The 25,868-nt window shown below is 74.0% G+C and carries 23 protein-coding genes, 1 tRNA gene and 3 pseudogenes; 11 read left to right on the top strand and 16 right to left on the bottom strand.

The window, feature by feature from the left end; all coding sequences use genetic code 11:
- Nucleotides 1-131: 131 nt before the first annotated feature.
- Complete coding sequence (locus ABZV78_RS03510; protein WP_355635190.1) at nucleotides 132-827, bottom strand: MOSC N-terminal beta barrel domain-containing protein; 696 nt, start codon at nucleotides 825-827, stop codon at nucleotides 132-134.
- Between the two features lie 68 nt (nucleotides 828-895).
- On the opposite strand from ABZV78_RS03510, the pseudogene ABZV78_RS03505 reads away from it, so the two are divergent.
- A pseudogene (locus ABZV78_RS03505) lies at nucleotides 896-1,114 on the top strand (tyrosine-type recombinase/integrase); the annotation flags it as partial.
- 31 nt (nucleotides 1,115-1,145) lie between these two features.
- On the opposite strand, the gene ABZV78_RS03500 reads toward ABZV78_RS03505, so the two are convergent.
- The 7 genes and pseudogenes from ABZV78_RS03500 to ABZV78_RS03470 all read right to left on the bottom strand — a co-directional run bounded on the left by ABZV78_RS03500 (nucleotide 1,146) and on the right by ABZV78_RS03470 (nucleotide 7,182).
- Nucleotides 1,146-1,220: transfer RNA gene (locus tag ABZV78_RS03500), tRNA-Val, on the bottom strand.
- A 79-nt stretch (nucleotides 1,221-1,299) separates the two neighbouring features.
- Nucleotides 1,300-1,767 carry a peroxiredoxin gene (locus ABZV78_RS03495; protein ID WP_091269137.1) on the bottom strand — a complete coding sequence of 156 codons (468 nt, stop codon included), beginning with the start codon at nucleotides 1,765-1,767 and terminating at the stop codon, nucleotides 1,300-1,302.
- Between the two features lie 77 nt (nucleotides 1,768-1,844).
- Entirely contained in the window at nucleotides 1,845-2,282 is a 438-nt protein-coding gene (locus ABZV78_RS03490) for a DUF3052 domain-containing protein (RefSeq protein ID WP_148794571.1), read from the bottom strand.
- 111 nt (nucleotides 2,283-2,393) lie between these two features.
- Nucleotides 2,394-4,325: pseudogene (locus ABZV78_RS03485) on the bottom strand (thiamine pyrophosphate-dependent enzyme); the annotation flags it as partial.
- A gap of 510 nt (nucleotides 4,326-4,835) precedes the next feature.
- A pseudogene (locus ABZV78_RS03480) lies at nucleotides 4,836-5,174 on the bottom strand (transketolase); the annotation flags it as partial.
- A 51-nt stretch (nucleotides 5,175-5,225) separates the two neighbouring features.
- Complete coding sequence (locus tag ABZV78_RS03475) at nucleotides 5,226-5,708, bottom strand: MarR family winged helix-turn-helix transcriptional regulator (RefSeq protein ID WP_355635189.1); 483 nt, start codon at nucleotides 5,706-5,708, stop codon at nucleotides 5,226-5,228.
- A 37-nt stretch (nucleotides 5,709-5,745) separates the two neighbouring features.
- Nucleotides 5,746-7,182, bottom strand: a complete 1,437-nt coding sequence (locus ABZV78_RS03470) for an MFS transporter (protein ID WP_355635188.1) — start codon at nucleotides 7,180-7,182, stop codon at nucleotides 5,746-5,748.
- 88 nt (nucleotides 7,183-7,270) lie between these two features.
- Between ABZV78_RS03470 and ABZV78_RS03465 the strand changes: the two genes are divergently transcribed.
- A complete protein-coding gene (locus tag ABZV78_RS03465; RefSeq protein WP_355635187.1) occupies nucleotides 7,271-8,041 on the top strand; it encodes an AraC family transcriptional regulator in 771 nt (256 codons plus the stop codon).
- A 135-nt stretch (nucleotides 8,042-8,176) separates the two neighbouring features.
- Nucleotides 8,177-9,829 (top strand): alkaline phosphatase D family protein, encoded by a 1,653-nt coding sequence (locus tag ABZV78_RS03460; protein ID WP_355635186.1) that lies wholly within the window; start codon nucleotides 8,177-8,179, stop codon nucleotides 9,827-9,829.
- Between the two features lie 50 nt (nucleotides 9,830-9,879).
- Here ABZV78_RS03460 and ABZV78_RS03455 read toward each other — a convergent pair whose 3' ends face one another.
- Nucleotides 9,880-10,284, bottom strand: a complete 405-nt coding sequence (locus tag ABZV78_RS03455) for a YjbQ family protein (protein ID WP_355635185.1) — start codon at nucleotides 10,282-10,284, stop codon at nucleotides 9,880-9,882.
- Between the two features lie 23 nt (nucleotides 10,285-10,307).
- On the bottom strand, nucleotides 10,308-10,658 hold the full coding sequence (locus ABZV78_RS03450) for a hypothetical protein (RefSeq protein WP_355635184.1): 351 nt from the start codon (nucleotides 10,656-10,658) through the stop codon (nucleotides 10,308-10,310).
- A 182-nt stretch (nucleotides 10,659-10,840) separates the two neighbouring features.
- Between ABZV78_RS03450 and aceE the strand changes: the two genes are divergently transcribed.
- Nucleotides 10,841-13,585 (top strand): pyruvate dehydrogenase (acetyl-transferring), homodimeric type, encoded by a 2,745-nt coding sequence (gene aceE, locus ABZV78_RS03445; RefSeq protein ID WP_355635183.1) that lies wholly within the window; start codon nucleotides 10,841-10,843, stop codon nucleotides 13,583-13,585.
- Nucleotides 13,586-13,652: 67 nt separating this feature from the next.
- On the opposite strand, the gene ABZV78_RS03440 is transcribed toward aceE, so the two are convergent.
- Nucleotides 13,653-14,462: an alpha/beta hydrolase gene (locus ABZV78_RS03440; RefSeq protein ID WP_355635182.1), complete on the bottom strand. Its 810-nt coding sequence runs from the start codon at nucleotides 14,460-14,462 to the stop codon at nucleotides 13,653-13,655.
- Nucleotides 14,463-14,536: 74 nt separating this feature from the next.
- On the opposite strand from ABZV78_RS03440, the gene ABZV78_RS03435 reads away from it, so the two are divergent.
- The gene (locus ABZV78_RS03435; RefSeq protein ID WP_355635181.1) at nucleotides 14,537-15,064 is read left to right on the top strand and encodes a PadR family transcriptional regulator; all 528 of its coding nucleotides are present in this window, start codon (nucleotides 14,537-14,539) and stop codon (nucleotides 15,062-15,064) included.
- Between the two features lie 84 nt (nucleotides 15,065-15,148).
- Here ABZV78_RS03435 and ABZV78_RS03430 read toward each other — a convergent pair whose 3' ends face one another.
- Nucleotides 15,149-15,595, bottom strand: coding sequence for an SRPBCC family protein (locus ABZV78_RS03430; protein WP_355635180.1), 447 nt, complete (start codon nucleotides 15,593-15,595; stop codon nucleotides 15,149-15,151).
- Nucleotides 15,596-15,782: 187 nt separating this feature from the next.
- Here ABZV78_RS03430 and ABZV78_RS03425 point away from each other — a divergent pair, with 187 nt between their 5' ends.
- From ABZV78_RS03425 to gltX, 3 genes are read left to right on the top strand one after another with little or no spacing between them, the layout of a single operon-like run.
- Nucleotides 15,783-17,117: a GH1 family beta-glucosidase gene (locus ABZV78_RS03425; RefSeq protein ID WP_355635179.1), complete on the top strand. Its 1,335-nt coding sequence runs from the start codon at nucleotides 15,783-15,785 to the stop codon at nucleotides 17,115-17,117.
- Complete coding sequence (locus ABZV78_RS03420) at nucleotides 17,114-18,391, top strand: MFS transporter (protein WP_355635178.1); 1,278 nt, start codon at nucleotides 17,114-17,116, stop codon at nucleotides 18,389-18,391. Before ABZV78_RS03425 ends, ABZV78_RS03420 begins: the two co-directional genes overlap by 4 nt.
- A 49-nt stretch (nucleotides 18,392-18,440) precedes the next feature.
- On the top strand, nucleotides 18,441-19,850 hold the full coding sequence (gene gltX, locus ABZV78_RS03415; RefSeq protein ID WP_355635177.1) for a glutamate--tRNA ligase: 1,410 nt from the start codon (nucleotides 18,441-18,443) through the stop codon (nucleotides 19,848-19,850).
- Between the two features lie 57 nt (nucleotides 19,851-19,907).
- On the opposite strand, the gene ABZV78_RS03410 is transcribed toward gltX, so the two are convergent.
- The gene (locus tag ABZV78_RS03410; protein WP_355635176.1) at nucleotides 19,908-20,513 is read right to left on the bottom strand and encodes a copper resistance CopC family protein; all 606 of its coding nucleotides are present in this window, start codon (nucleotides 20,511-20,513) and stop codon (nucleotides 19,908-19,910) included.
- Nucleotides 20,514-20,735: 222 nt separating this feature from the next.
- Between ABZV78_RS03410 and ABZV78_RS03405 the strand changes: the two genes are divergently transcribed.
- The gene (locus ABZV78_RS03405) at nucleotides 20,736-21,398 is read left to right on the top strand and encodes a hypothetical protein (RefSeq protein WP_355635175.1); all 663 of its coding nucleotides are present in this window, start codon (nucleotides 20,736-20,738) and stop codon (nucleotides 21,396-21,398) included.
- 11 nt (nucleotides 21,399-21,409) lie between these two features.
- On the opposite strand, the gene ABZV78_RS03400 is transcribed toward ABZV78_RS03405, so the two are convergent.
- The 3 genes from ABZV78_RS03400 to ABZV78_RS03390 all read right to left on the bottom strand — a co-directional run bounded on the left by ABZV78_RS03400 (nucleotide 21,410) and on the right by ABZV78_RS03390 (nucleotide 23,379).
- Nucleotides 21,410-22,336, bottom strand: a complete 927-nt coding sequence (locus ABZV78_RS03400) for an NADP-dependent oxidoreductase (RefSeq protein ID WP_355635174.1) — start codon at nucleotides 22,334-22,336, stop codon at nucleotides 21,410-21,412.
- A gap of 36 nt (nucleotides 22,337-22,372) precedes the next feature.
- The gene (locus tag ABZV78_RS03395) at nucleotides 22,373-22,708 is read right to left on the bottom strand and encodes a hypothetical protein (RefSeq protein WP_355635173.1); all 336 of its coding nucleotides are present in this window, start codon (nucleotides 22,706-22,708) and stop codon (nucleotides 22,373-22,375) included.
- A 125-nt stretch (nucleotides 22,709-22,833) separates the two neighbouring features.
- Nucleotides 22,834-23,379, bottom strand: coding sequence for a phosphoribosyltransferase family protein (locus tag ABZV78_RS03390; RefSeq protein ID WP_355635172.1), 546 nt, complete (start codon nucleotides 23,377-23,379; stop codon nucleotides 22,834-22,836).
- A gap of 209 nt (nucleotides 23,380-23,588) precedes the next feature.
- On the opposite strand from ABZV78_RS03390, the gene ABZV78_RS03385 reads away from it, so the two are divergent.
- Together ABZV78_RS03385 and ABZV78_RS03380 are read left to right on the top strand one after the other, a co-directional pair.
- On the top strand, nucleotides 23,589-24,854 hold the full coding sequence (locus ABZV78_RS03385; protein ID WP_355635171.1) for a helix-turn-helix domain-containing protein: 1,266 nt from the start codon (nucleotides 23,589-23,591) through the stop codon (nucleotides 24,852-24,854).
- Between the two features lie 78 nt (nucleotides 24,855-24,932).
- Complete coding sequence (locus ABZV78_RS03380) at nucleotides 24,933-25,865, top strand: ACP S-malonyltransferase (RefSeq protein WP_355635170.1); 933 nt, start codon at nucleotides 24,933-24,935, stop codon at nucleotides 25,863-25,865.
- Nucleotides 25,866-25,868: the final 3 nt, after the last annotated feature.

Raw genomic sequence — 25,868 nt, 5'->3', positions numbered from 1 at the left:
CTGATGTGTAACGGATCAACTGGAGCCCGACACGCCGGCAGCCGGCCTGTCGGGTCTCAGGACGCCCGTGACAGATCAGTCTCAGGACTGGGTGACAGGGGCGATTACCAGGACCTGCGTGAGCGCTGGTGTCACCTCGGCAGAAGCTCGACGGTATCCCGCAACGCGATACGACCAGGGCCTTCGACTGTTGCCCACACGCCGAGCGTCATGTCGTTGTGCTCAGCAACAGTCCTCAAGAGCTGTCCGTGCTCGGGGAGGTCCTCTTGGGCAAGGTCGATCATGACGCATCGGGTAAGCCGTTGGCGTGGTCGCAACACGACCTCCGATCCGATACGGATGGCTCGGTCGAGCCATCCGTCTTCAACGAAGTCGTCCCCGGGTACGTCGATGAGTAGGTTGGCCCGGAACCGCGCCGGGTCAACCGGCTCCCCGAGGAGATCATGAAGTCGTCGCAGGGCTGCCGTGCTGATCAGGCTTACCGGCCCGTCGTCATGGTGCATGACCTCTGCCTCGCGCTCGATGGTGACGCGACGAGCGAGCACATCGGTGACCGCCTCGTGTCCGGCCGGCTCATCGGCACCGAAGCGGCGTCCGTCGGGCAATTCAACGACCGGCACCGGGTTACCGAAGTGCCCGCGGAGCATGAACAGACCCGGCATCCGGCGGAAGCGACGGGTGTTCTTTCCGCTGCCCAGCTTCCCGTCTGCGTCCCGCACCGCCCACAACCGGTCTCCAACCAGTCCCCGCGGCTCGACTTCCACGGTCGTCAACTGCTCACCGAGCAGCGACTTGATCGGATACCTGCGGATCTCCGCTACCTGCATCGGCCTCACTTTAGATCACCGAACCGAGCATGATCGTCTAGCCGCACCCGTCACGAAGGTCCCGAGACCACGGCCTGGTCTTCCCTTCCGAGGTCGGCACCCCGATGGAGCCGCGCAATCTGAACCGTCACTTCGCGGCGCTTCGGGAAGCGGCCGGCTGCCCGGACGTCCGGCTACACGACCTACGGCACACGGTCGTGTCCCTGCTGCTGGAGCTGGGTGTCCCGCCGCATGTCGTCCAGGCCATCGCCCATGGCCGCTACTGCTGTCACCGTCCCGGGGAGTGATCTTCTCGGGGCGGTTTCCGCTGGTGGTTGGTGGTGGGCGCGGCAGGTTTCGAACCTGCGACCCCTCGCTTGTAAGGCGAGTGCTCTCCCACTGAGCTACGCGCCCGGAACGCCCGTACGGCGGGCCGGAGCGGCAAGCTTACCTGCCGGCCTCCGGCCCGGTCGAACGACGTGCCCGGGTGGGATCAGGCGGCGACGGCCTCGGCGAGGGCCTTGCGCCAGCCCTGCTGGTCCCGCGCCTCGCCGGGCATGTTCATCTCGGCGAACCGGACCACGCCGGCCTTGTCGATGACGAAGGTGCCCCGGTTGGCGATGCCCGCGACGTCGTTGAAGACGCCGTACGCCTGGGCCACCGCCCCGTGCGGCCAGAAGTCGGCCAGCAGCGGGAACTGGTAGCCCTCCCGGTCGGCCCAGATCTTGTGGGCGTAGACCGAGTCGACGCTGACCGTCAGCACCTGGACGTCGTCGTTGACGTACTCGTTGAGGTTGTCCCGCACCTCGCACAGCTCGCCCTGGCAGATGCCGGTGAAGGCGAGCGGGTAGAAGACCAGCAGCACGGTGCGCCGGCCCCGGAAGTCGGCGAGCCGGACCTCCTGGTTGTTCTGGTCCTTGAGCACGAAGTCCGGCGCCTCGGCGCCAACCTCGATGGGCATGCGAGCTCCTTGGATCGGGTCTGGAGATGATCAGCCTGCCACACCCGGCGGCGCCGGCCGCCAGGTGCGGACCCGTCCTACTTCTTGCTCTTCGACCCGCGCCGGAGCACGAGGCGGGCGCCGCTCCAGTCGCGGCCCGCGTTGATCGTGGAGGTCTGCTGGAGGCCGGCGGTCTGCGCGCTCTCCGCGACCTCGCTCGGCTCGACGTGACCGTCGCGGCCGGCCTTGGGCGTCAGGAGCCAGACCACGCCGTTGTCGGCCAGCGGTCCGAGGGCGTCGACGAGGAGCTCGAAGAGGTCACCGTCGCCGTCGCGGTACCAGACGAGAACCGAGTCGACCACCTCGTCGGTGTCCTCGTCGACCAGGTCTCCACAGCGGTCGGTCAGGGCGTCCCGGAGATCCTGGTCGACGTCGTCGTCGTAGCCCATCTCCATGACGACCATCCCCGGCTCGATCCCGAACCGGTCCGCCAGGCTGCGTACCCCGTCGGCGGCCTGACCAGCGGTCGCGCTCACTGTCGCGTGCCTCCTCATCTCATCCCTGCTCGTGGCGTCGTCCGACGCCGTCGCGCCCAGTCCACACAGTTGTGGCTCCGCGCGCAAGTGGCGCACCGGGTGGAACGGAATTTACCGTGCCAGCAGCGTACGGGCACCCTGGGTAATGGCTTCCTCGGAGACCAGAACCTGACGGGCTGCCGGACCTAATGGTACAAACGAGTCAAGTCCGGCCACGCGGCGCGCCGTGCCGACGTATCCGGCGTCGACCAGGGCGGCGATCACGCCCTCGCCCACCCCGCCCGAGCGGCGGGTCTCGTCGACGACCAGCACCCGCCCGGTGGCCGAGGCCTCCCGGATGATGTCCGCCACCGGCAGCGGGGCCAGCCAGCGCAGGTCCACCACCCGGCTGCCGACCCCCTCGTCGGCCAGCGTGGCCGCCGCCCGCAGCGACATCCGCACGCCGTTGCCGAAGGTGATGATGGTGAGGTCCTCGGCCGAGCCGACCCCGTACACCCGGGCGCGGCCGATCGGCACGTGGCGGGTGGCCCAGGCGCCGGGCTCGGCGTACTCGGCCAGCCACTCGCCGTCGCCGTCGGTGTAGAGGTCGCGGGTGTGGTAGAGCGCGATCGGCTCCAGGAAGACGCTGACCGCGCCGTCCACCGCGGCGGCGGCCAGGCAGGTACGCAGCATCGGCGCGGCGTCGTCCGGGCGGGCCGGCACCGCGATGACCAGCCCCGGCACGTCGCGGAGCACGGCCACCGAGTTGTCGTTGTGGAAGTGCCCGCCGAACCCCTCCTGGTACGCCAGCCCGGCCACCCGGACCACCATCGGGTTGCGGAACGCCCCCCGGGAGAAGAACCGCATGGTCGCCGCCTCGCCCCGGATCTGGTCCTCGGCGTTGTGCAGGTACGCCAGGTACTGGATCTCCGGCACCGGCAGCATCCCGGCCACGCCCGCGCCGAGCGCCAGCCCGAGGATCGAGGTCTCGTCGAGCAGGGTGTCGAACACCCGCGCCGCCCCGAATTTGTCCCGCAGCCCCTTGGTCACCCCGTACACCCCGCCCTTGGCGGCCACGTCCTCGCCGAAGACGGCCATCCCGGGGTGGTCGAGCATCCCGTCGGCCAGAGCCGCGTTGATGCTCTGCGCCAGGGTGAGCGGCCCGGCCGACTCCGGCGGCCTGCCGCCGAACGCCTCGGTCCGGGCGCCGGCGTCCGGGCCGGCCGCCCGGGTCGCCGCCTCGGCGATCGACCGGGAGATGCGGACCGGCCGGCGCGGGGCCAGTTCGGCCACCACGTCGACCGGGGAGGCCAGCTTCGGCTCGTCGAGCACCTCCTCGGCGAGCCGGCGGATCTGCCAGCCGCGCTCCTCGTACCGGGCCAGCAGTTCCTCGCCGGTGGCGTAGCCGGCCTCGACCAGCCGCCGGGCGGTGGCCAGCAGCGGGTCCCGCGACACGTCCGCGGCGATCTCGGCCGGGCTCCGGTACGCGGTCTCCGCGTCGGCGCCCGCGTGTCCCATCAGCCGCACGGTGCTGAGGTGCAGCACGGCGGGCCGCCGGTGCCGGCGCACCCAGGCCGCCGCCTCCGTCGCCACCCGGTACGCCTCGGCCACGTCGGTGCCGTCCGCGGCGAAGTAGCGGATGCCCGGCCGGGCCCGCAGGGTCGCGGCCACCCAGCCCCGCGGTGAGCGCACGCTGATGCCGAGCCCGTTGTCCTCGCAGACGAACAGGACCGGGATGCGCAGCCCGGTGTGGTCGTACCAGCCGGCGGTGTTGAACGCCGCCGTGGCGGTGGCGTGGTTGACCGAGGCGTCACCGAACGAGCAGACCACGATGGCGTCCGGCGGCCAGGGCGCGCCGTCGCCGTCGGCCCGCCGGCCGTTGCGGCGCAGCCGCTCCAGCGCGAGGCCCATGCCGACCGCCCGGGGCAGGTGCGAGGCGATGGTGGAGGTGGTCGGGACCACCGCGAGGTCGGCCCGGCCGAAGACCTTGTGCCGGCCACCGGCGATCGGCTCGGCGGCGGAGGCGACCATCCCGCGCAGCACGTCGCGCGCCGCGGCCGCGTAGGCGTCGTCGGGGTCGGGCAGGGGCAGGTCGGGTACGCCGGTCGTCGCCGCGCCGGCGGCGTCCACGGCCACTCCGGCGCCGGTCGGCAGGCTGGCCGCCTCGACCTCGGCACCGGTCCGGACGGACCCACCCGGCACCCCGCCGGCGTCGACCGGTGGCGCCTCCGTCGGACCGTCGATCGGCATCGGCGTCGCCGCACCGGACCCGTCCCCCGCGTCCGCACCCGATCCGCCGTCGGACCGATCCGCGCCGGGGTCGGAGGGGCCTGCGCCGGGGTCCGACGGGGCCGTTCCCGGGTCGGACGGGTCCTCGCCTGGCTCCGACGAGGCCGTCCCAGGGTCCGACGGGTCCGCGTCGGCCCCGGTCACCTGCTCGGAGTCCGGCACCACGGCGTCGGCGGTGCGGCCCGCGTCCGCACCGTCGTCGTCTGGGGTGCGCGGTTCGGGAATGAGGGCGGCGGGATCGTCGGAGTCGGGGACCGCCGCGCCGGCCGGGAAGGCGCCCGCCGCCTGGGCGGCGCGCAGGCAGTAGAAGGCCCCGGAGCGGTAGTGCAGCAGGGCGGGGTCGGTCGGCCGCAGCGCGGCGGCCACCGCGGCGTTGCCCTCGTGGCCGGCGGACCCGATCGTGTAGTACCCCTCGCCGAAGCTGCGCAGCCAGCGCGCGGCCAGGTCGAGCAGCCGGCTGGTCAGTTGGGCGTCGAACAGGGCCAGCGCCTGCGCCCCGGTCAGCGGCTCGCCGCCGGGCAGCGGTTCACCCAGGTCACGCCGCTGGGCGGGGGCGCCGAGCGCGGTCAGGGCCGCCCGGAACCGGTCGTCGAGATCTTGCGGGGTGGTCACGTCGGACAGCATTACCGACCGAGGCCCACCTCGCCCAGTCGGACAGGTTCCGCCCGGCCGGGGTCAGGACTCCCCGCACTCCTCCGGGCAGCCGCCGTCGGAGACCTTCCAGACCAGCTCACGCAGGGTGGCCAGCTCTCCGGTGGTGAGCCCGCCGAGGAGTCGGGAGTCCGACATCACCCGCCGGACCCGCTCCCGGACCCGCCGGCCCTCCGCGGTCACCAGCAGCGTCTTCTGCCGCCGGTCGGCCGGGTCGACCCGGCGCTCCACGAGCCCCGCCTGCTCCAGCTTGTCGACCAGCGCGGTGACGTTGGAACGGTCGCAGCGCAACTGCTCGGCCAGGTCGCGGGCGGGCAGCGGGCGGTCGGGGTCCAGCTCGTCCAGGGCGCGGGCGGCCGCCGGGGTGAGCCCCAGGGCGGCGATCTCCTCGTCCTGGTAGTGCCGCATGGCCGAGGCGATGTGCATGATCCGACGCACGGCGTCCCCGGCCACGCCGGAGCGGTCGCCGGCGTCGGCGCCGGCGGTGGGGACGGTGGGTTGCGCCATGTCCCACATCGTACGTGCGGAGCTCACACACCTCGGGTCACGGCCGTGCGCCGACGACCTCGCTCGGGACCGGCCGGGTGTCCGGCGCCGGGCGGGTGGCCCGCCGGGCGGCGACGGCGCCGGCCAGCAGCAGGCCGGCGGTCAGGAGCGCCGGGGGCAGGGCGAGTGCCGGGCCGTGGTGACCGGTCGCGGCCAGGGCGAGGTGCAGGCCGCCGACCAGGGTCACCCCCAGCACGGCCGCGAGCAGCGTGCCGGTGGAGACCGCCGCGGAGAGCGCCGCGGCCACGCCGGCCGGCACGACGCCGGTGAGCCGGGTGACCAGCGGGCTGAACGCCGCCGCGTGCGCCGCCCCGCCGGCCACCAGCAGCGCGCTGCCCGCCGGCCATGGCCAGCCCGTGGCGGAGAGGCCGGCCGACGCCACCACGACCGCCGCCAGCACCGGCGGGCCGGCGACCGGCAGCACCGCCCGGACCCGCTCCGGCAGCCGCGACACCGCCAGGCCGCACAGGGCGAAACCCGAGGCGTACGGAAGGAAGGCCAGTCCGGCCGCCAGCGCGGTGAAGCCCAGCCCGTCCTGGAGCCGCAGGGTGAGCACGAACAGGAAGCCCGCGTAGCAGCCCATCACCACGCAGCAGGCGAGCAGCCCGGCCGGCACCCCGGGGTGGCGCAGCACCGTCACGTCCAGCAGCGGAGCCGCGTCGCGGCGGGCGCGCCGGGCCTCGTACCGGAGGAAGCGCAGCAGCCCGGCGGCCCCGGCGGCGACCGCGGCGGCCCGGATCCACCCGGGCCAGCCGAGGTCCCCGCCGAGCACCAGCGGCAGCACCAGGGTGAGCATCGCGGCGGCGAGGAGCAGCACGCCCGGCAGGTCCAGCGGCTCGCGGCGGGGTGGAGCGGCCGGCAGGCCGGCGAACACCCGCCGCCCGGCGAGCTGGAGCACCACACCGACCGGCACGTTGACCAGGAACGCGGCCCGCCAGGTCAGGCCGCCCAGGTCGAGGGTGACCAGCAGCCCGCCGAGGACCTGGCCGGCGGCCACGCCGAGGGCCAGCACCATCGAGTACGCCCCGATCGCCCGCGCCCGGACCGCGCCCGGGACCGCCGCCTGGATCAGCGACAGCACCTGCGGCACCATCAGCGCGCCGGCCGCGCCCTGGGCCACCCGGGCCAGCACCAGCGCGACCGGCCCCGGGGCGAGACCGCAGGCCAGCGAGGCGAGGGTGAACCCGGCCAGGCCGAGCAGGAAGATCCGCGGGTAGCCGTGCCGGGCGCCGAGCCGGGCCCCGACCACCACCAGCACGGCGAAGGTGAGGGTGTAGCCGGCCAGCACGAGCTGCTGCACGGCCGGCGGGCCGGCCAGGTCGGCGCGGATCGCGGGCGCGGCGACCGCCGCGATCGAGGTGTCCATGGAGGCCATCGCCTGCCCGGTGAGCAGGACGGTGAGCAGGGCGGCGGTCCGGCGGGTCGACTCGGTCACGGCGACCAGCCTGTCGGCCGGGGCGGCCGGCGGTCTTGTCGATCCTTGCGGCACGGTCCTGTCGCCCGGCCCGCCTACGCTGACCGGCATGCGTACCGCCACGCCGCTGCTGGCGCACCCCGACTTCCGGATCAGCGTGGTGCGGTGCCGGGACGACCACACCGGCTGGTCCGCGCCCGAGCCGGCCACGGATCACGGCGTGGTGCTGACCCGGCGGGGCGGCTTCCGCCGGGCCGGGCGCGGCGGCGCCGAGTTCGTCGAGCCGACCGTGGCCTACCTGACCGTGCCGGGTGAGGAGGAGCGCTTCGCCCACCCGGCGGGCGGGGACGACTGCACCTCGGTGCACCTGTCGGAGCGGCTGTGGCGCGAGCTGTTCGCGGACCGGCCGGTGCCGGCCACGGTGCACGTCGACGCCCGGGTGGACCTGGCCCACCGGCTGCTCCTGCGGGCCGGGGCCGATCCCGACCACGCGGCGGCCGAGCGGCTGGTCCGGCTGGTCGGCGCGGCCACCGGGCCGGCGGCGGGCGACAGCGGGCGAGACCACCGGCTGGTCGAGCGGGCCCGGGCCGCCCTGCACGACGGTGCTCCCGAGGCCGCCGGGCTGCTGCCGCTGGCCCGGGCGCTCGGGGTCTCGCCCTACCGGCTCAGCCGGGAGTTCCAGGCCCGGGTCGGCGTGCCGCTGACCCGCTACCGCAACCGGCTGCGGGTCGGGCGGCTCCTCGACCGGCTCGAGGAGGGCGCGGAGAGCCTGGCCGGCCTCGCCGTCGAGCTGGGCTTCGCCGACCAGGCCCACCTGACCCGCACGGTCCGCGCCCAGCTGGGCCACACCCCCGGCCGGCTGCGCCGGCTGCTCGGCTGAGCCGGCGCGGGGTTTCCGCCGGCGGCCGCTGTTCGGCAAGAAGTGCCGTCCGCGGTCGCCTGTCGGCCACCTGGCGGACATCGACGGTCGCGAGGCTGCCCGGAGTCGAGGAACCGGACTCCGGGGAGGAAACCGATGGCACTGTCCCGACGTACCATCCTGCTCAGCGGCGCGGCGCTCGGCGCCGCCGGCGCGGTGACCGGGCTGCCGACGGCGGCCGGCGCGGCGGCGGCCGGCCCGCTGCGTAGCGACCCGTTCACCCTCGGGGTGGCCTCCGGCGACCCGGACCACGAGGGCTTCGTGCTCTGGACCCGGCTGGCGCCCGAACCGCTCGCCGAGGACGGCCTGGGCGGGATGCCCTCCCGGGTGGTGCCGGTGCAGTGGGAGCTGGCCGCCGACGAGAACTTCCGGCACGTGGTCCGCCGCGGCGCCGCGTTGGCCCGCCCGGAGTCGGCGCACAGCGTGCACGTCGAGCTGGACGGGCTGCTCCCCGGCCGGGAGTACTTCTACCGGTTCCGGGCCGAGCGGTGGATCTCCCCGGCCGGGCGCACCCGCACCGCGCCGGCGCCGTGGCACCTGCCGTCCGCGCTGGCCATGGGCTTCGTCTCCTGCTCGCAGTACGAGCACGGCTACTTCACGGCGTACCGCCGGCTCGCCGAGACCGAGCCGGAGCTGATCCTGCACCTCGGCGACTACCAGTACGAGTACGCGCCGGACACCTACACCGTGCCGGGCGGCAACCCGCGCGACCACGAGGGGCCGGAGACCCGGACGCTGGCCAACTACCGGCAGCGGCACGCCCAGTACAAGACCGACAGCGACCTCCAGGCCGCGCACGCGGTCGCCCCCTGGGTGGTGGTCTTCGACGACCACGAGGTGGAGAACAACTGGGCCGACGAGGTGCCCGAGGCGCCGGACCCGGACTTCCCGGCCCGGCGGGCGGCCGCGTTCCAGGCGTACTACGAGAACATGCCGCTGCGCCGGACCTCGATCCCGCGCGGCATCGACATGCAGCTCTACCGGCGGGTGCGCTGGGGCCGGCTGGCCACCTTCCACATGCTGGACACCCGGCAGTACCGGGACGACCAGGGCTGCGGCGACGGCTACAAGGACTGCGCGGCGGCGTACGACCCGGCCCGGTCGATCATCGGGGCCGAGCAGGAGGCGTGGCTGCTGGACGGGTTCCGCCGCTCCGAGGCCCGCTGGGACATCCTCGGCCAGCAGGTCTTCTTCGCTCAGCGGGACAACAACTCCGGCCCGCTCACGGTGACCAGCATGGACGCCTGGGACGGGTACGTCGCCTCCCGGGACCGGATCACCCGGGGCTGGGTGGCCGCCGGGGTGCGCAACCCCGTGGTGCTCACCGGCGACGTGCACGCCCACTGGGCCAGCGACCTGAAGCTGGACTACGCCGACCCGACCTCCCGCACGGTCGGCAGCGAGCTGGTCTGCTCCTCGATCACCTCCGGCGGCGACGGCGCGGACTCGGCCACCGGCTCCCACCCGTGGCTGGCGTTCAACCCGCACCTGCGGTTCCAGAACAACCTGCGCGGCTACGTCCGCACCACGATCACCCCGGGTCAGCTCGCCGCGAACTTCGACGTGCTGCCGTACGTGAGCCGGCCGGACGCGCCCGCGCACACCCGGGCCACCTTCGTCATCGAGGACCGGGTGCCGGGCCTGAACCTGACGTACGACCGGCCGCCGGCCGCCGCCCGGAGCCTGTCGCCGGAGGCGGCGGCCGACCTGGGCCGGCAGACCGTGGAGTCGGAGACCGTCCGCCCCTGACCCGGGGCGGTACGCGGGTGGCCGCCCGGACCGGGCGGCCACCCCCCGGCTCAGCCGGGCAGGAAGGAGAAGCGGACCTGCCGGTCGGGGTTGTCGCCGTTGGTGTCGACCAGGCAGAGCGACTGCCAGGTGCCGAGCTGGAGCCGCCCGCCGAGCACCGGCAGGGTGGCGTACGGGGGGACGAAGGCGGGCAGCACGTGGTCCCGGCCGTGCCCGGCCGAGCCGTGCCGGTGCCGCCAGCGGTCGTCGGCGGGGAGCAGGTCGTCGAGCGCCCGCAGCAGGTCGTCGTCCGAGCCGGAGCCGGTCTCGATGATCGCCAGGCCGGCGGTGGCGTGCGGCACGAAGACGTGCAGCAGGCCGTCGCCCTGGCCGGCGACGAACCGCTCGGCCTCGCTGGTGATGTCCCGGACGGTCGGCCGGGACCCGGTCTGGACGGTGATCACCTCACTACGCATACGGCGCATTCTGCCGCAACGACTCAGGAACCGCCCCCGCCACCGCCACAGTCCCCGCCACCGCTCCCGGCGTCGCCGCCGCAGTCGTAGGACGGCAGGTCCGCGCCGCCGCTCTCCGGCTGCGGCGGCGTGTAGGGAAACAGCACGGCCGGGCCGCCGTCGGCCTGGTGACCGGCGGCGGACCGGCGACGGTCCCGGATCGTCTCGACGCCCACCAGCACGAGCACGACGCCGACGGCGACGCCGAGCAGCGGACCCGGGCCCCAGTCCGGGGAGAGGGCGATCTCGCGCGCCAGGATCGCGCCGGAGACCGCCACGACGATCGCGCCGACGGCCGCCAGCACGCCACCCACCAAGACCGGCCGTCCCCGCATGGCGGCAGGGTAGCCGGGCGGGGCCAACCCGGCGTGGCCCAGCACATGGGGCCGTCGCACAAAGTTACCGGCGAGTACCTGTGTTCAGCGTCGCGTCTGGGGGAGGGAGACGTGACGACGAGCGCCACCAGGGGGCAGGATGGCGCTAGAGACCTATCCCACACAGAACCGAGGGAACGCCTGTGGCTACGGAACGCAAGCGCCCGGTGATCACCGCTGGTCTGCCGAGCCAGCTTCCGGACATCGACCCTGAAGAGACCAGCGAATGGGTCGAGTCGCTTGACGGTGTCATCGACGAGCGCGGAACCAAGCGCGCCCGCTACGTCATGCTGCGCCTGCTCGAGCGGGCCCGCGAGCGCCAGGTCGGGGTGCCGTCGCTGACGACCACCGACTACATCAACACCATCCCGCCGGAGCGCGAACCCTGGTTCCCGGGTGACGAGCACATCGAGCGGCGGCTCCGGGCCTACATCCGGTGGAACGCCGCCATGCTGGTGCACCGGGCGCAGCGCCCGGAGATCGGCGTGGGTGGCCACATCTCCACCTTCGCCAGCTCCGCGTCCCTCTACGAGGTGGGCTTCAACCACTTCTTCCGGGGCAAGGACCACCCGGGTGGCGGCGACCACATCTTCTACCAGGGCCACGCCTCCCCCGGCATGTACGCGCGGGCCTTCCTCGAGGGGCGGCTCAGCACCGACCAGCTCGACGGCTTCCGGCAGGAGCTGTCGCACCCGGGTGGCGCGCTGCCGTCGTACCCGCACCCGCGGCTGATGCCGGACTTCTGGGAGTTCCCCACCGTGTCGATGGGCCTCGGCCCGATGAACGCGATCTACCAGGCCCGGTTCAACCGCTACCTGCACCACCGGGGCATCAAGGACACCTCCCAGCAGCACGTCTGGGCGTTCCTCGGCGACGGCGAGATGGACGAGGTGGAGTCGCTCGGCGCGATCGGCGTGGCCGCCCGCGAGGAGCTGGACAACCTCACCTTCGTGATCAACTGCAACCTGCAGCGGCTGGACGGCCCGGTGCGGGGCAACGGCAAGGTCATGCAGGAGCTGGAGGCGTTCTTCCGGGGCGCCGGCTGGAACGTCATCAAGGTGGTCTGGGGCCGGGAGTGGGACCCGCTGCTCGCCGCGGACACCGACGGCGCCCTGGTCAACCTCATGAACACCACGCCCGACGGTGACTACCAGACCTACAAGGCGGAGTCCGGGGCGTACGTCCGGGAGCACTTCTTCGGCCGCGACCCGCGGACCCGCAAGATGGTCGAGCACCTGAGCGACGACGAGATCTGGAACCTCAAGCGGGGTGGCCACGACTACCGGAAGCTCTACGCGGCCTACAAGGCGGCCATGGAGCACACCGGCCAGCCGACGGTGATCCTGGCCAAGACCATCAAGGGCTGGACGCTGGGCTCGCACTTCGAGGCCCGCAACGCCACCCACCAGATGAAGAAGCTGACGCTGGAGGACCTCAAGCTCTTCCGCGACCGGCTCTACCTGGACATCCCGGACAAGCAGCTGGAGGACAACCCGTACCTCCCGCCGTACTTCCACCCGGGCGAGAAGTCCGACGAGATCGAATACCTGCACGAGCGGCGCAAGCAGCTCGGCGGCTACCTGCCGACCCGCCGGGCCACCGGTAAGACGCTGCAGATCCCGGGCGCCGAGCGCTTCTCCGACGTCAAGCGCGGCTCGGGCAAGCAGAAGGTGGCCACCACCATGGCCTTCGTCCGCCTACTCAAGGACCTGATGAAGGACAAGGAGTTCGGCAAGCGCTGGGTGCCGATCATCCCGGACGAGGCCCGCACCTTCGGCATGGACTCGCTCTTCCCGACGGCGAAGATCTACTCGCCGCACGGCCAGCGGTACACCTCGGTGGACCGGGAGCTGTTCCTGTCCTACAAGGAGGCCACCACCGGCCAGATCCTGCACGAGGGGATCAACGAGGCCGGCTCGGTCGCCTCGTTCACCGCGGCCGGCACGTCCTACGCCACGCACGGCGAGCCGATGATCCCGCTCTACATCTTCTACTCGATGTTCGGGTTCCAGCGGACCGGCGACGGGCTCTGGGCCGCGGCGGACCAGATGGCGCGGGGCTTCCTGCTCGGCGCGACCGCCGGCCGGACCACGCTCAACGGTGAGGGCCTGCAGCACGAGGACGGCCACTCGCTGCTGCTCGCCGCCACCAACCCGGCGGTGGCCGCCTACGACCCGGCGTTCGCCTTCGAGATCTCGCACATCATGGAGAACGGCCTGCACCGGATGTACGGCGAGGCGCAGGAGAACATCTTCTACTACCTCACCGTCTACAACGAGCCGATCTTCCAGCCGGCCGAGCCGGAGGGCGTGGACGTCGAGGGCATCGTCAAGGGCATCTACCGCTACTCGCCGGCCCCGCAGGTCGACGGGGACGCGCCGAAGGCGAACATCCTCGCCTCCGGCACGGGCATGCAGTGGGCGCTCAAGGCGCAGAAGCTGCTCGCCGAGGACTGGGGCGTGGCCGCCGACGTCTGGTCGGTGACCTCCTGGACCGAGCTGCGCCGGGACGCGGTGGAGTGCGAGGAGCACAACCTGCTCAACCCGGGTGGCGAGCAGCGGGTGCCGTACATCCAGCGGAAGCTCGCCGACGCCGACGGGCCGAAGGTCGCGGTCAGCGACTGGATGCGCGCGGTGCCGGACCTGATCGCCCGCTGGGTGCCCGGCAACTACACCTCGCTCGGCACCGACGGCTTCGGCATGTCGGACACCCGGCACGCGCTGCGCCGGCACTTCCACGTCGACGCCGAGTCGGTCGCGGTCGCCACGCTGCGCCAGCTCGCCGTGCGCGGCGCCGTACCGGCCCACGTGCCGGCCGAGGCCGCCAAGAAGTACGCGCTGGACGACGTCAACGCCGCCCCGGTCGGGGAGACCGGCGGCGACAGCTGACCCATCCGGTACGACAGGGGCCCGGCGCGCGCAGCGCCGGGCCCCTTCGCCGTCTTCCGCCGGCAACTCACGCCGGCGCGCGGGCCGGGGTCAGGGCGGCGACGAAGGGCTCGACGGCGGCGCGCCAGCCGGCCGGGTTGTCGTAGTGCAGGACGTGCCCGGCGTCGGGGACCAGCGCGAAGCGGCCGTCGGGCAGCAACGCGGCCATCTCCCGCTGCCGGTCGACCGGCTGGTCGCTCTGCGCCCCGGCGACCACCAGCGCCGGGCACCGCACGGCGGCGAGTTCGGGTCGGTGGTCGCGGTCCGCCCAGTGCGCCAGGGAGGCGAGCAGGTGCTCGGGACGGGCCAGCGGTCGCCACCCGTCCGCGGCGCCGGCCATCACCTCCACGAAGGACTCCCCCTCGGTCCGCCGCTGCGCCCCGAACCAGTCCCGCACGTCCGCCAGGGTCGGGAAGGGCACCGGCCAGTCGGCCAGCCAGCGTCGCCACCGGTCGACCAGGTCGGGCGGGGTCACCGGGTTGATGTCGGCGATCACCACGCCCCGGACCAGATCCGGCCGGGCGCCGGCGAGCTGCCAGGCGGTGAGTCCGCCCATCGAGTGGCCGACCACCAGCGCCGGCGCCAGGTCGAGCGCCTCGATCACGGCGACCGCGTCCCCGACGTACGCCGGGCGGTCGTACGGGCCGTCGGGCTTGTCGCTGTGGCCGTGCCCGCGCGCGTCGTAGCCGACGACCCGGCCGTGGCGGGTGAGCCAGCGGGCGGTGGCCGTCCAGTTCGCCGCACGTCCGGTGAGCCCGTGCAGCAGCAGGATGCCCGGCCCGTCGCCCCCGAAGTCGACCACGTTGAGCCCGGTCCCGGCCTGTCCCTCGACCCGCATGCGTCCCTCCATACCTCGAATCGATGTACACCGTATCGAGGCATGGCGGCGCCGGGCAAGGCAGAATGCGAAGGGTGCTGGAGTTGTCGATCCTGGGATTCCTGGGCGAGGGACCGCTGCACGGCTACGAGCTGAAGGCCCGGATCGCGCGGCTCGCCGGCTACGCCCGGCCGGTCAGCGACGGCAGCCTCTACCCGGCGATCAACCGGCTGGAGCGGGCCGGACTGGTCAGCCGGCAACGGGAGCCGGGCGCCGCCGCGGCACCCCGGCACACCCTCTCGCTCACCGACGCCGGACGGGCGGAGCTGCTGCGGCGGCTGCGCGAGCCGGCCGAGCTGGATGTCACGGACCAGAACCGGTTCTTCACGCTGCTGGCCTTCCTCGGCCAGCTCGACGACCGGGCCGCGCAGGCCACGGTGCTCGAACGCCGGCTGTCCTTCCTCGACCAGCCGGCCAGCTTCTTCGCCACCGGCGACCGGCCGCAGCGGGCCGCCGAGCAGGCCGACCCCTTCCGGCGCGGCATGCTGGTGATGGCCCGGGAGATCAGCCGGGCCGAGCGGACCTGGCTCCGGGCCACGATCGCGGAGCTGCGGGCGGGCTGAGCGCCGGAGAGGTGACGATGATCCGGCGTCCCTGGCGGGGACGCCGGACCATCACCATCGCGGGCGACGCCGGGACGGGCTCGGTCAGCCGACGGCGGCCAGGTCGGTGAGCCGGGCCAGCGAGTCCTCCAGATCGGCGCCGACCCGGCGCAGGCCGAGCCGGAGCAGGGCGGCCTTGACCGGCCCGGCGGGCCACCGTACGACGATGAGCCGCACGACCGTCCCGCCCTCCTCCTCGTCCGGGGTCAGCTGTACGTAGATCTCGGTGCGCGCCTCGGCCCGGGCGCCGGCGCCCCGGGCCCGTTCGCGCCAACCGATCAGGGTCGGCTCCTGGTAGGCGATCACCTCGGCCTCGTGCGCGGCGCCGCGCCCGGCCTGGACCAGTTGTCGCCGGCCGAACCCCTCTCCGGAGAGGACCTCGGCCGCGCGGACGCCCGCCAGCCAGGCCGGCAACTGCTCGGCCCGCTGCACCACGTCCCAGACCGTTTCCACCGGCGCCATCACGTGCGCACTGCGCTCCACGAGGATCATGTCTATCTTTCCCCCACTTAAAACACATCCGCGATATTCGGCACTCTATGTGTAAATCGGACTTAAGCGGACGGCTTTGGAAAAGACACGCCGAAAACCCTTGCCTAGCTGCGGATTCAGGGCCTATGGCGCGACGGCCGCCCGGGCCCTAGAGTCGCGAGCACGCTTCGCGTTTCTGGGAGGGCGAATGACGAGCGCGCCGATGCCCGAGTTCCCCGCCGGCTTCCGGTGGGGGGTGTCCACCTCCGCGTACCAGATCGAGGGGGCGGTCACGGCCGACGGCCGGGGACCGTCCATCTGGGACACCTTCGCCCACTCCCCCGGCCGGATCGTCGACGGCAGCACCGGCGACGAGGCGTGCGACCACTACCAGCGGTACGCCGAGGACGTCGGGCTGCTGGCCGGGCTGGGGGTCTCGGCCTACCGGTTCTCCATCGCCTGGCCCCGGGTCCAGCCCACCGGCGCGGGCCCGGCGAACGCCGCCGGGCTGGACTTCTACGACCGGCTGGTGGACGCCCTGCTCGCCGCCGGCGTGGACCCGGTCGCCACCCTCTTCCACTGGGACCTGCCCCAGGCCCTGGAGGACGCCGGCGGCTGGCTGAACCGGGACACCGCCCACCGCTTCGCCGAGTACGCCGACCTGGTCGCCGCCCGCCTCGGCGACCGGGTGAAGCTCTGGATCACCCTCAACGAGCCGTTCATCCACATGAGCCTCGGGCACGGCATGGGCGTGCACGCCCCCGGCCGGATGCTGCTCTTCGACGCCTTCCCGGTGGCCCACCACCAGCTCCTCGGGCACGGCCTCGCGGTCTCCGCGCTGCGCGCCCGCAGCACCAGCCCGGTGGCCATCGCCAACAACTACTCCCCGGTGCGGCTGGCCGGGGAGACCGACGCCGACCGGGCCGCCGGGGCGGCGTACGACGCGCTGCACAACCGGCTCTTCACCGACCCGCTGCTCGGCCGGGGCTACCCGGAGGAGCCGGGCTTCGACCCGGCCGTGGTCCGCACCGGCGACCTCGACGTGATCGCCGCCCCGATCGACGTGCTCGGGGTGAACTACTACAACCCGACCGGCATCCGCGCCCCCGCCGAGGCGGACTCGCCGCTGCCGTTCGAGATCGTGCCGCTGGAGGGCTATCCGCGCACCGCCTTCGACTGGCCGGTGGCCCCGGACGGGCTGCGCGAGCTGCTCCTCCAGCTACACCACCGGTACGGCGACGCGCTCCCGCCGATCCAGATCACCGAGAGCGGCTGCGCGTACGACGACGTGCCGGACGCCGACGGCCGGGTGGCCGATCCGGACCGGATCGCGTACCTGGACGGGCACCTGCGCGCGGTGCGCGAGGCGATGGCCGCCGGGGCACCGGTGACCGGGTACTTCGCCTGGTCGCTGCTGGACAACTGGGAGTGGGCCGAGGGCTTCACCAAGCGCTTCGGCCTGGTGCACGTCGACTACCCCACCCAGCGGCGCACCCCGAAGTCGTCGTACGCCTGGTTCCGGGACCTGGTGAGCCGGCGGTGACCACCGTCAACCCGACGCCGGCCTCGCTGCCGGCGGCGCTCGCCGAGCCGACCGTGCCGGTGCGGCGGAGCTGGATCGCGCTGATCTTCGCGGCCAACCTGGGCGTCTGGATGGCCTTCTTCACCCCGATCCAGGTGCTGCTGCCGCAGCAGGTGGAACGGATCGCGCCGGCCGACAAGGAGGCCATGCTGGCGGTGGTCACCGGCCTCGGCGCGCTCGCCGCCGTGCTGGCGAACCCGCTCGCGGGGGCGCTGTCCGACCGGACCTCGCTGCGGCTGGCGAACCGGCACCTCGGCCGCCGGCACGTCTGGACCGCCACGGGCGCCGTGGTCGGCGCGTTCGCCCTGGTGGTGCTGGCCCGGCAGGACAGCATCGCCGGAGTGGCCGTCGCCTGGGTCGCCGCCCAGGTCTGCTTCAACGCCATGCTGGCCAGCCTCACCGCCGCCATCCCGGACCGGGTGCCGGTGGCGCAGCGCGGCGGCGTCTCCGGCTGGGTGGGCATCCCGCAGGCGCTCGGCCTGGTGGTCGGCGCGGTGCTGGTCACCGCCGTGGTCACCGGCAACGCCGCCGGCTACGCCGCGATCGCGCTCGCGGTGCTGCTGCTGTCCCTGCCGTTCGCGCTGCTCACCCAGGACGACCCGCTGCCCCGGGAGCACCGGTCGCCGCTGCGGGCGCGGGCGCTGCTCGCCTCGATGTGGATCAGCCCGCGCCGGCACCCCGACTTCGCCTGGGCCTGGTTCACCCGGTTCCTGGTGCAGACCGGCAACGCGCTGGGCACGCTCTACCTGCTCTACTTCCTCACCGACGGGGTGCGGGTGGCCGACCCTGAGGGCGCCCTGCTGGTGCTGATCCTGCTCTACACGCTCGGCATGATGCTCACCGCCGTGGTGGCCGGGCGGCTCTCCGACCGGTCGGGCCGGCGCAAGGTCTTCGTGATCGTCTCCGGGCTGATCATGGCGGTGGCGGCGGTGCTGCTGGCGGTGGCCCCGACCTGGCCCATGGCGATCGTCGCCGCGCTGCTGCTCGGCGCCGGCTACGGGGTCTACCTGGCGGTGGACGCCGCGCTGATCACCCAGGTGCTGCCGGCCGCCACCGACCGGGCCAAGGACCTCGGCGTGATCAACATCGCCAACTCGGCGCCGCAGGTGCTCGGCCCGGCGCTCTCCGCCCCGATCGTGGTCCACCTGGGCGGCTACCCCACCCTGTACGCGGTCACCGCGGCGGTCACCCTCGTCGGCAGCGTCCTCGTCCTGAAGATCAAGGCGGTGCCCTGAACCGGCCCCCTGCCGGAAAGCGGTCGCGGCCCGCCGTAGGCTGGGGGACGTGACGGTACGTGTACGCTTCGCCCCCTCCCCGACCGGAATGTTCCACGTCGGCGGCGCCCGCTCGGCCCTGCAGAACTGGATCTACGCCAAGCAGCAGGGCGGGGTGTTCGTTCTCCGCATCGAGGACACCGACGCGGCCCGCAACAAGCCCGAGTGGACCGAGGGCATCCTCTCGGCGCTCGACTGGATCGGCATCGCGCGGGGCAGCTACGAGGGCCCGTACTTCCAGTCCTCGTACGCGGGCGAGCACCGGGCGGCCGCCCAGCGGCTCTACGACGCCGGCCGGGCGTACTACTGCGACTGCACCCGCGAGGACGTCCAGGCTCGCACCGGCTCCCAGTACCAGGGCTATGACGGTTACCACCGCGACAAGGGCCTCGGCCCCGGCGAGGGCCGGGCGCTGCGCTTCCGCACCCCCGACGAGGGCGAGACCGTGGTGGTCGACCTGATCCGCGGCGAGCCGACCTTCGAGAACAAGCTGATCGAGGACTTCGTCATCGCCCGCGGCGACGGCTCGCCGGTCTTCCTGCTGGCCAACGTCGTCGACGACATGACCATGGGGATCACCCATGTGATCCGCGCCGAGGAGCACCTGCCCAACACCCCGAAGCAGCAGCTGCTCTGGGACGCGCTCGGGGTCAAGCCGCCGGTCTGGGCGCACGTGCCGGTGGTGGTCAACGAGAAGCGGCAGAAGCTCTCCAAGCGGCGGGACAAGGTCGCCCTGGAGGCGTACCGGGACGAGGGCTACCTCGCCGAGGCGATGCGCAACTACCTGATGCTGCTCGGCTGGGCCCCCTCCGGCGACCGGGAGATCGTGCCCTGGTCGGTGATCGAGGAGGAGTTCCGGCTGGAGGAGGTCAACCCCTCCCCGGCGTTCTTCGACGAGAAGAAGCTGCGCGCGTTCAACGGCGACTACATCCGGGCGCTGCCGGTCGAGGACTTCATCACCGAGTGCCAGCCCTGGCTGACCGGCACCGGCACCATCGCCCCACCGCCGTGGCAGCCGGAGGAGTTCGACCCCGCCGCGTTCGCCGCGGTGGCGCCGCTCGCGCAGACCCGGATCGCGGTGCTCAGCGAGATCGTGCCGAACGTCGACTTCCTCTTCCTGGCCGACCCGCTGATCGACGAGGCGGCCTGGGCCAAGGCGATGAAGGAGGGCGCGGCCGACCTCCTCGACGCGGCGATCGCCGCGTTCGAGGCGCTGGAGTCCTGGGACGCCGAGTCGCTGAAGTCCACCCTGGAGGCGGTCGGCGCGGAGCGCGGCCTCAAGCTGGGCAAGGCGCAGGCGCCGGTCCGCGTCGCGGTCACCGGCCGGACCGTCGGCCTGCCACTCTTCGAGTCGCTGGAGGTGCTCGGCCGCGACCGCACCCTGACCCGGCTGCGGGCCGCCCGCGTGCGCCTGTTCTGACCCCGGATCGACAGGGGCCCGCCGGTCGTCCGGCGGGCCCCTGTCGCGTACGCGGGGTCAACCGCCGGCGGACCGGCGGCGCAGCAGCAGGCCGCCGCCCAGTGCGACCAGCACCACGGCGGCGCCGGCGGCCCACAGCCAGCCCGTACCCCCGTCGGAGTCCACCTCGTCGGCGGCGGGCGGGGGACTCACCGCGGAGGTCGCGGGCGACGCCGGCGGGGTGCTCGGCGCGGCGGTGGTCGGGGTGGCGGTCGCCGACGGCGGCGCGGCGGCCGTGCCCCTGGTCAGGGTGAACCGGATCTCCCCGGTGACCGGATGGCCGTCTGCCGAGCCGACCCGGTAGGCCACGATGTAGAGCCCGGCCGCGCCCGGGGTGAACGGCACGCTCACCCGGTTGCCGGCGAAGGTCGGCGCGCCGCCGGCGGCGGGCACGTTGTCCGGCCCGGTGATTGTGATCTTCGTCGTGGCGGGCGCCGGCGAGGCGAGGAACCGGAGCTCGACCCGCTTCGGCGCGGTGGCCACCCGCGCCCCGTTCTTCGGATCGCTGCCGGTCAACGAGTTGTGCGCGGCCGCCGGCACGGCCGGAAGCAGCACCGAGACCCCGGCCGCCACCCCGAGCACCACCAACCAGCCACGCGCCACACGGGCGACCCTGCCCCCCATGAACCCCTCCATCCGGGTACGATCCGGCCGCTGATCATCGGCCATTCTGTTGGTCGGTCCCAGATCGCAAATAGTTCCAAATACTCTTCCAGCGAGTGCAACCAAGCGCCGTTCTGCGGAGTCTTTGAGGTGGACGCCGGTCCGCGCCCGGCGGCCACCCCTCGGCCGATCCAGCGCGACCTGCAGCGGAAGCCACCCATCGAACGGGGCGAGGAGGCGGCGATGGTCCGAAAGGTGAGGCGGCTGCTGGCCGCCGTGGCCGGGGTGGTGGTGGCGACCGCGTGCTCGCTGGCCCTCGCCGGCGCGACGGCGGCGCAGGCGGCGCCCAAGCCCAAGCTCGCACCGGCTGGAGTGGACATCACCGGCCACCGGCTCGACCAGCCGCTGCAACTGCGCGCCGACACCCGGCCGGCCGAGGTGAACATGGTCGTCGACCAGGTCAAGTGGCTGGGGGTCAGCGGCCAGCAGCGCGGCCCGGCGGCCAAGGACCTCGGTCCGAAATACACGGTCGTGGTGCTCTACGCGGGCAAGGCGACGAAGACCTACGACCTCTACCCGCTCGCCAAGGGTGGCCCCCGGGTCTACCGGCCGGCCAAGCAGCCCGACCTGAGCAAGACCCGGGCCGGCTGGTTCTTCGGCCGGCTCAACATGTCCGAGACGCTGCGCGCCGCGGGGGTGCCGCTGGAGCGGCAGTTCGACACGCTCAGCGGCGGCATCGGCGGCGGCGAGCGGGTCATCCCGGAGGAGGCGCTCGACCCGGTGCAGGACATCGACGAGGCGCTCGGCGAACTCCAGCGGCTGCTGCTGCTCAACGTCGGGGTGATGGTGGTCATCACCGCGGGGCTCGCCGGCATCGCGCTGCTGGTGCGCCGCCGCACCCGCTGAACCCCGCGGGCTCAGACCTCCAGCACCACCTTGCCCCGGACGTGTCCCGCCGCCACCAGGCGCTGCGCCTCGGCCGCCTCGTCCAGCGGGAACGTCCGGGCCACGTGCACCGTGAGCCGGCCGGCGTCGACCAGCCCGGCCAGCACGCTCAGGTCGGCCGTGGACGGCTTGACGAAGACGTAGCTGCCGCCGAGCCGGGTGACGTGCTCCGGGTCGGCCGTGGAGATCAGCCGCGCCGGCCGGGCGAGCAGCTCGGCGGAGACGTCCAGCGCGTCGCCGCCGAACAGGTCCAGCGCCACGTCCACCCCGTCGGGCGCGACCGCGCGGACCCGGTCCAGCAGGCCGTCGCCGTAGCTGACCGGCTCCGCGCCCAGCGACCGGACGAAGTCGTGGTTGGCCTCGCTCGCCGTGCCGATCACCCGGCCGGCGCCGAGCGCCTTGGCCAGCTGCACCGCCAGGTGCCCGACCCCGCCGGACGCGCCGTGCACCAGCACCGTGTCGCCCGCGCCGGTGCGGGCCAGCTGCAACGCCTGGTAGGCGGTGAGCCCGGCCAGCGGCAGCCCGCCCGCCTCGGCCCAGGACGCCTGCACCGGCTTGTCGGCCAGGCACCGCTCCGGGGCCGGCACCAGCTCCGCGTACGTGCCGTGCTGCACGTCGTCGCGCCGGACGTAGCCGATCACCTCGTCACCGACGGCGAACCCGGCCACCGCCGGGCCGACCGCCTCGACCACCCCGGCCGCGTCCCAGCCCGGCACCAGCGGGAAGTGGCTCGGCAGCAGGGCGGCCAGGGCTCCCTCGCGGACCTTCCCGTCGACCGGGTTCACCCCGGCGGTCCGCACCCGGACCAGGACCGTGTCCGGCCCCACCGGCGGGGTGGGCAACTCGCGCAGGGTGAGCCGGTCGACAGGGCCGTACGCGTCGATCGCGATCGCCTTCACCCGGCCCACGCTAGCCGCCGGACGGCGACCGCGGGGTCAGCACCAGCGGCGCGGGGGTCTCTCCCGACGCACCGCGCGCCTGCGCGGCCGCACCGGACCGTGCCGGTGGGCACCCGCCCAACCGGGCAGGTCGCTGCGGCAGCCCTGAGCCGGCTCCGCCTCGGGCCCGGCCGGGGTCACCGGCTCGGCGGCCCGCTGGCGGGGCACGGGCGGCTCCTCGTCCGCCCGCTCGGGCGTCCAGCCGGCGGCCGGCTCGGCCGGATGGGTCAGACCCGTCCGCCGCGGGTGCTTGGCGGGCGCCGGCTGCTCGTGGTGGCCCGGCCGGCAGGGCTCGCCCTGGGCGCAGCCGTGCTCGGCCTCCCCCTGCGCCATCCCGGTCTCCTCACGTTCGCCATCGCCCGTCGGGCGGTCGCCCCGACGTGCCCTGACACCGTACTGGCCGGGCCCGACGGGGTGTTCAGCGCGTACCCGTGGAGATCGTCCGGGGCCGGAACGGGTCAGGCCGGGCGGGCGGCGTCCAGGTCGGCGCGGGTGAGCAGGGCGCGCAGCGCGATGCCGTGCCCGGCCAACGCCTCCCCGCCGCCCTCGCCCCGGTCGATCACGCAGAGCGCGTGCTCGATCGTGGCGCCCAGCTCGCGGAGCTGGGCGGTGGAGATCACCACCTGACCGCCCGAGGTCACCACGTCCTCGACCACCAGCACCCGCCGCCCGGCGACGTCCGCGCCCTCCGCCAGCCGGGCCGTCCCGTACGCCTTGGCGGTCTTGCGGACGAAGGCGCAGGGCAGCCCGACGTGCCGGGCCAGCGCGGTGACCACCGGGATGCCGCCCATCTCCAGGCCGGCCAGCACCTCGGTGCCGGGCGGGACCAGCCCGGCCAGGCCGGCGGCGACCCGGTCCAGCAGCACGGGGTCGGACTCGAAGCGGTACTTGTCGAAGTACTCGCCGGCGATCCGGCCGGAGCGGAGCACGAACCGTCCGGTGAGTCGGCAGGTGGCGTCGATGTCGCGGGCGAGGTCGGCGAGGGCGCGCGGGGTGTCGGTCACGGGAGATCATTGTCGCCGGCCGCCGCCGTCGCCGGGCCGGCGGGCGGGCCTCGATGTGGAACCGCTGGTCAGGGCGTGTCAGGCTGGTGCGGTGAGCGCGAGGAGTGAGCCAGGGTTGCGAGCCCCGCAGTCGCGAGCCAAGGGGACGCCGTGAGCGCGAGGAGCGAGCCGGGGTTGCGAGCCCCGCAGTCGCGAGCCAAGGGGACGCGGTGAGCGAACCGGGCGGGACCGAACTGTCGGCGACGCTGCGCCGCATCGAGCGGGCGGCGGGCGCGCTGTCGACCGCCAGCGTGGCGCGGATGGACGAGACGCTGCCCTGGTTCCGGGAGCTGCCGGCCGACCAGCGCTCCTGGGTCATGCTGGTCGCCCAGGCCGGCGTCCGGTCCCTGGTGCAGTGGCTGCACCAGGGCGGTGGCGCGACCGACAGCACCCAGGAGGTGTCGGACGAGGTCTTCGCCGCCGCGCCGCAGGCGCTCGCGCGTTCGATCACCCTCCAGCAGACCGTGGCGCTGATCAAGGTGACCATCGAGGTGGTCGAGGAGCAGGTGTCGCATCTCGCCGTGAAGGGCGAGGAGCAGTTGCTGCGGGAGGCGGTGCTGCGGTTCTCCCGGGAGATCGCCTTCGCCGCCGCCCGGGTCTACGCCCGCGCCGCCGAGACCCGCGGCTCCTGGGACGCCCGGCTGCAGGCGCTGCTGGTGGACGCGCTGCTGCGCGGCGACTCGCCGGACGTGCTGGCCAGCCGCGCGGCGGCGCTGGGCTGGTCGGACGCGCCGCCGGTGGCGGTGGCGGTGGGCCGCTCCCCGGGCGGTGAGGTGGCCGCCGTGCTGCACACCGTCTACCGGCAGGCCCGCCGGATCGGGGTCGAGGTGATCGGCGGCGTGCACGGCGACCGGCTGGTCATCGTGCTGGGCGGGGCGGCCGACCCGGTGGCGGCCACGGAGAAGCTGCTCACCGCGTTCGGCGAGGGGCCGGTGGTGGTCGGTCCGGCCGTGCCCAGCCTGGACGAGGCGACCGACTCGGCGCGCGCCGCGCTGGCCGGCTTCCGGGCCGCGCCGGCCTGGCCGACCGCGCCCCGCCCGGTCTCCGCGGCCGACCTGCTGCCCGAGCGGGCCCTGGCCGGGGACGCCGAGGCCCGCCGGCGGCTGCGCCACGACGTGTACGCTCCCCTCGCCCGGGCCGGCGGCGAGTTGCTGGAGACGCTGGACGCCTTCTTCGCCGCCGGCGGCACGCTGGAGAGCGCGGCCCGCGCGCTCTTCGTGCACCCGAACACGGTGCGTTACCGGCTCAAGCGGGTCGCCGAGGTGGCCGGATTCTCGCCGCTCACGCCGCGCGACGCGTTCACCCTGCAGGTGGCGTTGACCGTCGGTCGGCTCGACCCGGTGGTCCCGGGGGTCGCACCGGTCCCGAGCCAGACAATGGGCTCAGGCACCGGCAAAACGCCACAGACAGGTGATGATCGGCGCCGATCTTTGTAGGTATCCTCCAAAGCTTCTAGTGCGGTTTGGTGCCGTGCGTTACAGCGCGACCCGCGAGTATCCGTCAGAGTCGTAGACGTGCTCGCCGTACTCTCACCCGGACAGGGTTCGCAGAAGCCCGGTTTCCTGACCCCCTGGCTCGAACTGCCCGACGCGGCGGCGCGTCTGCGCTCGTGGTCGGCGCTGGCCGGCGTCGACCTGCTCCACCTGGGCACCGAGGCGGACGCGGACGAGATCAAGGACACCGCCCGCACCCAGCCGCTGCTGGTCGCGGCCGCGCTGCTCGCCGGTGAGCACCTGCCGATGCAGGACGTCGCGGTGGTCGCCGGCCACAGCGTCGGCGAGCTGGGCGCCGCGGCCCTGGCCGGGGTGCTCCCCGCCGAGTCGGCCGTGACCCTCGCCGGCGTACGCGGCCGGGAGATGGCCGCCGCCTGCGCGCTGGAGCCGACCGGGATGGCCGCCGTGCTCGGCGGCGACCCGGACGAGGTGCTCGCCGCCCTGGCGACGCACGGGCTGCACCCGGCCAACCGCAACGGCGCCGGCCAGATCGTCGCCGCCGGCACGGTGACCGGCCTGGAGAAGCTCGCCGCCGAGCCGCCGGCCCGCGCCCGGGTGATCATGCTCAAGGTGGCCGGCGCCTTCCACACGCCGTACATGGCCCCGGCCGAGGCCGCGCTGGCCGATGTGGCCGCCGGCATCACCCCGGCCGACCCGGCCCGGATCCTGCTCTCCAACCTCGACGGCGGCGCGGTCGCGGAGGGCCGGGAGATGGTGCAGCGGCTGGTCCGCCAGGTGACCGCTCCGGTCCGCTGGGACCTGTGCATGCGCACGCTCGCCGACCTCGGCGTCACCGGCGTGATCGAGCTGCCGCCGGCCGGCACCCTGGCCGGCCTGGTCAAGCGCGAACTCAAGGGCGAGGGCGCGCCGGAGATCGTCACCCTGAACACCCCCGACGACCTGCCCGCGGCGCGGGACCTGATCACCCGGCACCGCGGCGGGCAGCAGGCATGAGCG

This window comes from Micromonospora sp. NPDC004540 (genome assembly GCF_040610095.1).
GTDB lineage: Bacteria > Actinomycetota > Actinomycetes > Mycobacteriales > Micromonosporaceae > Micromonospora.
This window is presented reverse-complemented; position numbering and strand designations above follow the sequence as displayed.